Genomic DNA, 8,724 nt, shown 5'->3' on the forward strand with positions numbered 1-8,724 from the left:
TGAGCGCGCGGACGCCGAACCCGGCCAGGTGCCGGTGGACGCCGGCGAGCGCCTCCGGTTCGACCTCGAAGCTGGCGGCGGTGCCCTCGACGTGCAGGTCGTGCACGCCCTCCATCCCGTCCAGGCCGGTGAGGGGCCGTTCGGCCTCGACGCTGATGGCGGTGCGGGTGAGGTGGCGCAGCTCGGCCAGGGTGCCCGACTCCACCGTGCGGCCGTCGCGGATGATGGACACCCGGTCGCACAGCCGCTCCACCTCGGCGAGGATGTGGCTCGACAGCAGGACGGTGTGCCCGGCCCGCTTGACCTCGGCGACGCAGTCCTGGAAGACCGCCTCCATCAGCGGGTCGAGCCCGGAGGTCGGCTCGTCCAGGATGTACAGCTCCACGTCGGAGGCGAAGGCGGCGACCAGCGCGACCTTCTGCCGGTTGCCCTTGGAGTAGGTGCGGCACTTCTTGCCCGGGTCGAGCTGGAAGCGCTCGACCAGGTCGTCGCGGCGGGCGCGGTCGAGGCCGCCGCGCAGCGAGCCGAGCAGGTCGATCGCCTCGCCGCCGGACAGGTTGCCCCACAGGTTGACGTCGCCCGGCACGTACGCGAGATGGCGGTGCAGGTCGACCGCGTCCCGCCAGGGGTCGCCGCCCAGCAGCCGGACCTCGCCGGAGTCGCGGCGCAGCAGGCCGAGCAGCACGCGGATGGTGGTGGACTTGCCGGCCCCGTTGGGGCCGAGGAACCCGTGCACCTCGCCGGTCCGGACGGTCAGGTCCAGCCGGTCGAGCGCCCGGACGTCGCCGAAGCTCTTGGTCAGATCGCAAACACGGATCGCGTCGGTCATCGCGATGGTCCTCATCGTCCTCGCGGTCATGGCGGTCGAGCCGGCCAGGGATCCCGGCTGACCGCCGGTCAGTTCCTTCGAGAGTAGAGGATCACCGCCGCGCGGGCCAACCGGGGCCGGTCTAGGGTGGGCGGGTGGACGACAGGAGGTCCCCCGACACCCGGGCGCGCATCCTGGAGACCGCGCTGGACCTGTTCTCCGAGCGCGGCTACCAGGCCAGTTCCATGCGCGAGATCGCCGCCCGGCTGGACATCACCAAGGCGACGGTCTTCTATCACTTCCCCTCCAAGGCCATGCTGCTGGCGACGCTGTGCGAGCCGCTCACCGAGGACTTCGAGGACCTCCTCGGCACGGCCGCGGAGGTCGAGGACCCGGTCGGGATGCGCCGCGTGCTGATCGAGGGCACGCTGGACGCCTACATCCGCAACCGCAGGGTGCTGCGCCTGCTGCTCCACGATCTGACGCTGCTGGCGCACGACCACGCCTTCCGCGAGCTGGTCTCGCTGGTGCGGCGGATCCACGAGCTGTTCGCCGGGCCCGAACAGGACGTCAGCGCGCGGATCCGGGCGGTCCAGATCTTCGCCATGCTGAGCGACCCGGTGTTCTTCTTCGAAGAGCTGCCGATCGAGCGGCTGCGCGCGGAGATCCTGGCGGGCGTGTGGGCGCTGCTCGACGAGCCGACCGCGTCCGGGCTGGTCACGCGGGAGGAGGCGGGGCTGGAGGGGGGCGGCGCCGGGCCCGCGCCCCGGCGCGCGGGGCGGCCCAGCGTGATGGACGCCGGGAAGGCGGCCGCGGCCCGGCGGATGTACGCGACGGGCTCGTACAGCGTCAACGCCATCGCCGAGCGGCTGGGGGTGTCCCGCGCCACCGTGTACCGCCACCTGCGCGAGGACGCCGCGCCCCCGCCGCCCTAGCTCGCGCGACATTGCGCGACATTGTGCGACGGTTGTGAGATGAATTGAGAGACGGTTCTGAGACACTGCCCGGGGCGCCCCTTCCCGGCGCCCGGGCGCGAGGCCGGCACAGGCGCCGGCCTCCCGAGACAGGAGTGGCGATGAAGATCGCGTTCTTCGGCGACGTCCACGGGTGCGTGCTGCACGCGCTGGGCGCGGCGGTCATGCTCGGTTCACGCCGGGCGATCCGGCTCGACGCCCTGGTCCAGGTGGGCGATCTGGGCGCTTTCCCCACCTTTGAACGGATGGACGGGCCCAGCCGCCGGTTCGGCGCGGGCAACCCCGCGCAGGGCGACTTCTTCCGGCTGCTCGATCCCCCGCCGCGGCTCGCCGACGGCGTGCGGCTCGCCCTCGATCGGGTGCCCCCGTTCCTGTTCGTCAGCGGCAACCACGAGGACCACGACTGGCTGGCCGGCCTCCACCGGGAGGACGGCCGCGGGCCGGTGGCGGCGGTGGATCCGCTCGGCTCGTACCGGCACGTGGCCTGCGGGAACGTCGTCGAGGTGGCCGGGCAGCGCACGGCCTTCCTCGGGATGATCGAGGCCACCGACGGCTCGATGGACCTCGACCCGGAGGCCTACGCGACGTTCATGGCGGCCGAGCCGGGCAGCGCGGACATCCTGATCACCCATGACGGCCCGTACGGCATGTCGGAGTACCGGGGCCAGGTCCAGGGCTCGGCCAAGCTGACCGCGCTCATCGAGCACCTCCGGCCGCGCCTGCACGTCAGCGGCCACTACCACCACGAGAACGGCCCGCGCCGCTACGGCCCGACCGTCTCCTACGCCCTCGGCCAGCTCGTGGGCCCCAAGGAGGGAAGGGACAGCGCGCCCGTCAACCCCGGGCAGCAGGTGACGCCCGGCAGCATCGGCCTGCTCGACACCGAGACCTACTCCTTCGAGTACGTCCACGACGGGTGGCTCGCCGACGTCCACGGCGACGACCTCGACCTCGCGGCCCTCGTCGCCGCCGCCCCCTGACCCTCCGCGCGGGGTCTCATGGGGCGAGGCCCCGCCCGTTCGGGGCCTCGCCGCTCGCCGAGCCGGCGGCCACGGGTCAGCGGCGCTGCGGTGCGGCCTGGCTGGGCTGGCGCGGCACCGCGCCCGAGGAGGTCAGCTGGGAGACCAGCCCGTTGAGGGCCTGCTCGGTCTGCCGGCAGGCCTCCGCGCACACCCGGCAGTGCTCGTGGTCGCGGGCGTGCTCGGCGCAGGAGTCGCCGCAGGTCTTGGTGGCCTGGATCGCCGACTGCACCTGGGCCCTGGTCAGGTTGGCGTCGTAGCCGGTGTGGCGGGACAGGACCTCGGCCGTCGTGGTGCAGATCGCGGCGCAGTCCATGTTGTCGCGGATGCACCTAGTCAGCCGGGGAAGCTCGCCCGACGGCTCGGACAGACAGGCGTCGGCGCACGCGGTGCACGCCTGCGCGCAGCTCATCAGCGTGTCGATCACCTCGGCCAGCCGCCCGCGGTCGAGATTGATCTCGGCCGGGTAGGCCTTCATCATCTGCGCGGTGTAGGTCATGGCGATTCCCCCCGTGGTAGTTGGTGGCGCGACAGGGGTTACCCGATCTTCACCCCCCATATCGGACTTGAAGAAGAACAGGCCCAGCATTGGCCATAGTGGGCGCGACCAGGACATTTCCGGCCCGACGCTCGACCCGTTCACTCGGGGGCGAGCCCGGCCGGGACGTCGCCGGGGTGCCGGTCCGGGCGGGTCCGGACGAACCGCGCCGCGTGCCTCCACCGGCCCGCCTCCGTCGCGGTGTCGACGCTGATCTCCACCACCGTGTCCGGCACCGTCCGCACGTACCGCAGGGGCGGCCCGCCCCCGTACGGCCCGCCGGCCAGCGCGGCGGGGAGCTCGGCGGGCCAGGGGTGATCGTCGCCGGCGGGCCGCAGGACGGCCCCCAGTTCGGTGCGGGCGGGCAGGGGCAGCGGTCCCGTCCGGGCGACCACGCGCAGCCGGCCGCCGGCGGCGCGGCGCCCGAGGACCAGGGTCTCAGGCCGCTCCGGGGACCCGGTGACGCCGCCGACGATCACCTCCACGGTGCTGCGGTGCTTGATCTTCCACCAGCGGCGCCGGCCCGCCTGGTACGGGTCACCGGCGGCCTTGATCACCAGCCCCTCGATGCCCTGGGCCGCCAGTGCCGCGAACCACAGCTCCGCCTCGGCGCGGTCGGCGGTCTGCGGGCAGGCGATCACCAGCGCGCCGGGCCCGGCCCCGGCCAGCAGGCCCTCCAGCGCCCGGCGCCGCTCCCGCAGCGGGCGGGGCCGCAGATCGGCGCCGCCGGTCTCCAGCACGTCGAAGGCCACGTAGTGGCAGGGCTCGGTCCGGGCCAGCGCGGCGCGGCGGCCGCCCGCGACATGGCGGCGCTGCAGGGCGCCGAAGTCCAGCCGCCCCTCGGCGCTCCACCGCACGATCTCCCCGTCCAGCACCGTCCCGGCCGGGACCCACTCGGCCAGCGCCGCCACGACCTCCGGGAAGGCCGCGTTCAGGCTGGTCCGGCGGCGCGACCACAGGTGGACGCCGCGGCCCGGCTCCACGGACGCCACGGCGCGGAACCCGTCGAACTTGGGCTCGAAGAGGCAGCCGCCGCGGCACTGGGCCGGCCCCGGGAGGCGATCCACGGTGACCGCCAGCATCGGCGTGATCGGCGACCGGATGTGCATGGCAAGCGCCGGTTACCCGCTCCGGCGCCCCCGAAAGGCCCCCGGCCCAACCTTGACCACGCCTCTACCGGACCGTAAAGGAAACCCGCCGCACCGGCGGTCATCGCGGCCGGGCCGGCGGTCAGCCGCGCCGCCTGCCGGCGGCCTTGCGGACCGCGTCGCGGGTCCGGTCGGCCACCGCCGCGAACGGCCCGACGAGGAGGTTGGCCGAGGCGGACTCCACGCCCGGGTGCGGGCGCGTGGGCGCCAGCACCTGGGCGGCCTTGACGGCGGCGGCCATCCCCCGGCGTTCTTCGGCGGTGGCCAGCTCGCGGATGCGGGGGAACTCCTCTTCCTCCTCGCGGCGCGCGTGCTCGAGGACGGCGGTGCGCAGCTCCTCGAAGCGCGGGCCGAACCCCTTGCCGCCAGGGCCGATGTCCACCAGTTCCGCCAGGATCGTCTTGCCCCGGTTCTCCTCCTCCAGCCGGGCGTCGACCATCGGGCCGCCGCCGTCCATCAGCCGGCGCGCGTAGGGGTGCACGACCTCCTCCTCGGCGGTCTCGTGCACCGCCAGCATCCTGCGGAGCCGGTCGAACGCCGCGGCCCGCGCGTCGCCCCGGGCAGCCGCCACCTCCCCGAACAGCGCGCGGATCTCCATGTGCTGGCGCAGCAGCAGGTCCACCACGTCCTTGTCGGGCATGGTCTCGGGGCGTTCGGTCATCGCGGTGTCTCCCGGTCCGGTGGCTTGTCGGCTGCCGTGGACCTGCCCCCGTCCCGGATTTGAAACCTCGCAGGTCAGCCGGCGGGCGCCGGGCGGAGCGCGCAGAGCAGGTCCCCTCCGATGGAGCAGTAGACGTCGGCGCCGTCGGCGGCGATGCCCTTCGCGGACGACAGCGACTCCTCGGGCAGGTCGTCCCTGCCCAGCCGGTAGCGGGGGCGGCCGGTGGCCAGGTCGAAGCCGTGCACGCCGTCGACCATGGCCAGGTAGACGACGTTCCCCGCGACCACCGGGCGTTCCCCGAACCCCTGCGGCAGCGGCCGCCGCCAGCGGACCCGCCCGGTGGCGGCGTCCAGCGCGGCCAGCGTCCCGGCGCCGTCGTCCAGGACGGCCAGCCCGCCGCCGACCACGGGGAGCTGGTGCCCCTTCCCGGCGGGCGACGCGGCGCCGGAGCCCGCTGTGCCGTGCAGCCAGCGCCGGGCGCCGTTGCGCGCGTCCAGGGCGGTGAGCACGCCGCCCGCACCGCCGACGTAGACGGTGCCGCCGGCGAGCAGCGGCCCCGGGTCGCCCAGGCCGCCGACCGTGCCGGAGGAGCCTTCCGCCGGCTCCGACTTCCACCGCGGTGCGCCGGTGGCGGCGTCGAACGCGTGCACGCGGCGGTCCGGGGCGATCACGGCCACCAGGCCCCCGCCCGCCGCCGGGGTCGCCGCACCGAGCCGCTCCGCCAACCGCTGCCGCCAGCGGGCGGCTCCGGTCGCGAGGTCGACCGCGTACAGGAAGCCGTCCTCGTCGGTGAAATGGCACAGGCCGCCCGCCAGGACCACATCGCCCATGACGCGCTCGGTCCGGTACTGCCAGCGCCGCCGCCCGGTCGCGGCGTCGAACGCGTACAGGCCGTCGCTCCCGATCCCCTCGCTGCCGGGGACGCAGAAGACCCCGGCCCCAGCGACCGGCGCGGGGGTCATCGTGAACGTCCTCAGCGAGGCCGACCACAGCCGCCGCCCGGTCGCGAGGTCGAACCCGGTCAGCGCCGAGCTCGCGCCGCTCGCGTCGCACAGGAAGCCCGTCCCGCCCAGGATCGCCAGCTTGGAGTCCCTGGTCGCGCCGAAGTCGCCCTGCCAGCGCCGCTCACCCGTGCGGGCGTCGACCGCGTACGTCGTGGTGTCCAGCCGCTCGGCCCCGACGATGAGCACCAGGCCGGGCGCGATGAACGGCCCGACCCGGACGCTCTGGTCCCCCGGCAGCGTGAACGTCCAGCGCAGCGGCGAGTCGTCGCGGCGCGCCATGAAGAAGGCCGCGGCACCGCCCGAGGCCAGGACCGCCCACGCGGCGCCCGCGCCGACGGCGAGGAAGCGCCGGCGGCCCGGCCCGGACGAGGCGGGCTCGGTTCCCCGACCCGCGATGGCGTGGGCGACCGCCGCCGGAAGCCACCGCGTGCCGTCCGGGGAGGGCGATTGGCCGCCCGTCAGCGTCCGCAGCACTTCCGGGGGCTCGGGACGGCGTGCCGGGTCCTTCTCCAGGCAGGACGCGACCAGGACGCGCAGCCCGGGATCGCTGATCGCGCCGAGGTCGGGCGGCATGTGCATGACGCGGTACATCACCTCGTGCACCGCGCCATGGCCGAACGGCCCGGAGCCGGTGAGCGCGTACGCCAGGACGGCCCCCAGCGAGAACACGTCCGCGGCGGGCCCGGCCGTCTCCCCGGCGGCCTGCTCGGGGGCCATGTACGCGGGGGTGCCCAGCGCCACGCCGGTCCGGGTGAGCGCGCTGGCGTCGCTCGAACGCGCGATGCCGAAGTCGATCACCCGCGGGCCCTCGGGGGTGAGCATCACGTTGGACGGTTTGAGGTCGCGGTGCACCACGCCCGCGCGGTGGATGGACAGCAGCGCCTCGGCGAGCCCGGCGCCCAGCGCACGCGCGGCGGGCGGGGGCAGCGGGCCGTGCTCGGCGACCGCGTCCTGCAGCGACATGCCCGGCAGGTAGGCGGTCGCCAGCCAGGGCCGCGCGGCGTCGGGGTCGGCGTCCACGACGGCGGCCGTGTAGGCGCCGTCGACCGCGCGGGCGGCGGTCACCTCGCGGCGGAACCGGGACCGGAAGTCGGGCTCGTCCGCCAGCGCCGGATGGATGATCTTGATGGCGACGGTGCGGCCGCCGGGCGAGCGGCCGAGGAGGACCTGCCCCATCCCGCCCGCGCCGAGCCTGCCCAGCACCCGGTAGGGGCCGACCCGCCTGGGGTCTCCGGGCCGCGTCGCCGACATCGGACCTCCTCGTTCTCTCGTCACGTTCACGCGGCGCATCGCGCCGACCCGCTCCGGAGGCGCGGGGCGTTCGGGGGCGGGCGGGGTCAGCCGGACGGCGGCACGGTGCCGGGGCCGCCGCGGGCGTCGAGCGCGTACAGGTACCCGTCCTTGGACCCGAAGTAGACGATCCCGTCCGCGACCACCGGGCTCGACTCGGTGCCCTCGCCGACCTCGAACCGCCACACCTGGCGGCCCGTGGCGGCCTCGATCGCGTACAGGACGCCGTCCGAGTAGACGCCGGCCGCGACGTAGAGGACCCCGCCCGCCAGCGCCGGATCGCCCTGCACGTGGCCGTCGATCTGCGCCTGCCAGCGCATGGTCCCCTTGGCCGCGTCGAGGGCGAACACGTTGGAGTCCCGGTCGCCGACGTACACGATGCCGCCGGACACCTGCGGGCGGGCCGTGACGGCTCCCGCGGTGCGGTACTTCCAGCGGGGCGCGCCGTCGCGGGCGCCGAAGGCGTGCACCTGGTTCCCCTGGAAGTCGCCGCAGTAGACCGCGCCGCCCGACACGGCCGCGCCGCCGGAGCCCTCGCTCATGTCGTACTCCCAGCGGAGCCCGCCGGTGGAGGCGTCGAGCGCGGCCAGGCTCTTGCCGCGCGGCACGTACAGCACGCCGCCCGCGACCGTGCGGTGCGAGGCGTACCGGGTGCCGCCGCGGCTCTGCCAGCGGGCCGAGCCGTCGGCGGCGTCGAACGCGCGCACGGGATCGTCCCCGGCGAAGACCAGGCCGTCCGCGACGAGGGTGTTGGTGCCGGTCCCGGTCGCCCCGGCCCGCCGCCGCCATCGCACGCGGCCGGTCCCGGCGTCGACGGCGTGGACGTCGCCGTCCTCTCCGCCGACGTAGACGACGCCGCCGTCGACGGCGGGCCAGGAGATGATCCGCTTGCCGGTGGAGTACTTCCAGCGGGGCTTGCCGGTCCTGGCGTCGAAGGCCAGCAGGTCGCCCTTCTCGCTGCCGATGAAGACGGCGCCCCCCGCCACGGCCGGGCTGGACATGAGGTACTTCGACCCTGTGTAGCGGCGCCAGAGCACCTTGCCCTGCCCTACGGGCGGGGGCGAGGCCGCCGTGCCGGCCGCGGGCCTGGTCCGCGCGGGCGGGGCGGGCTCGTCCTCTGGCCGCAGCAGTGCGGCGGCCCCCGTCCCGGCCGCGATCGCGGCGGCGGCGCCGGGCACGGCGGAGCGGGCGCGACCACCGGGACCGTCATGGCGGTCACGGTGGCCGTCCAGCTCGCCATGGGCCGGCTGACCCGCCGGTTCGGGGCCCGCGTCCTGCTGCC

General features: G+C 75.3%; 8 protein-coding genes. 2 read left to right on the plus strand and 6 right to left on the minus strand.

Annotation, left to right across the window (positions count from 1 at the left end):
• Positions 1-829, minus strand: an 829-nt coding sequence (locus tag ACFPZN_RS55230) for an ABC transporter ATP-binding protein (RefSeq protein WP_378293310.1), incomplete at its 3' end; no start/stop codon positions are given.
• Positions 830-963: 134 nt separating this feature from the next.
• On the opposite strand from ACFPZN_RS55230, the gene ACFPZN_RS55235 reads away from it, so the two are divergent.
• Both ACFPZN_RS55235 and ACFPZN_RS55240 read left to right on the plus strand, forming a co-directional pair.
• On the plus strand, positions 964-1,743 hold the full coding sequence (locus ACFPZN_RS55235) for a TetR family transcriptional regulator (RefSeq protein WP_378293312.1): 780 nt from the start codon (positions 964-966) through the stop codon (positions 1,741-1,743).
• 140 nt (positions 1,744-1,883) lie between these two features.
• Positions 1,884-2,762 (plus strand): metallophosphoesterase family protein, encoded by an 879-nt coding sequence (locus ACFPZN_RS55240; RefSeq protein WP_378293314.1) that lies wholly within the window; start codon positions 1,884-1,886, stop codon positions 2,760-2,762.
• A gap of 76 nt (positions 2,763-2,838) precedes the next feature.
• On the opposite strand, the gene ACFPZN_RS55245 is transcribed toward ACFPZN_RS55240, so the two are convergent.
• From ACFPZN_RS55245 to ACFPZN_RS55265, 5 genes are all read right to left on the minus strand, one after another.
• Positions 2,839-3,300: a four-helix bundle copper-binding protein gene (locus ACFPZN_RS55245; RefSeq protein WP_378293316.1), complete on the minus strand. Its 462-nt coding sequence runs from the start codon at positions 3,298-3,300 to the stop codon at positions 2,839-2,841.
• A 140-nt stretch (positions 3,301-3,440) separates the two neighbouring features.
• Entirely contained in the window at positions 3,441-4,448 is a 1,008-nt protein-coding gene (locus ACFPZN_RS55250; RefSeq protein WP_378293318.1) for an ATP-dependent DNA ligase, read from the minus strand.
• A gap of 121 nt (positions 4,449-4,569) precedes the next feature.
• The gene (locus ACFPZN_RS55255) at positions 4,570-5,148 is read right to left on the minus strand and encodes a hemerythrin domain-containing protein (RefSeq protein WP_378293320.1); all 579 of its coding nucleotides are present in this window, start codon (positions 5,146-5,148) and stop codon (positions 4,570-4,572) included.
• Positions 5,149-5,222: 74 nt separating this feature from the next.
• A complete protein-coding gene (locus ACFPZN_RS55260; RefSeq protein WP_378293322.1) occupies positions 5,223-7,403 on the minus strand; it encodes an outer membrane protein assembly factor BamB family protein in 2,181 nt (726 codons plus the stop codon).
• Positions 7,404-7,489: 86 nt separating this feature from the next.
• The coding region (locus ACFPZN_RS55265; protein WP_378293324.1) for an outer membrane protein assembly factor BamB family protein at positions 7,490-8,724 on the minus strand (1,235 nt) is incomplete at its 5' end.

This window comes from Actinomadura rugatobispora (assembly GCF_042656285.1).
In the GTDB taxonomy this organism is placed as follows: domain Bacteria; phylum Actinomycetota; class Actinomycetes; order Streptosporangiales; family Streptosporangiaceae; genus Spirillospora; species Spirillospora rugatobispora.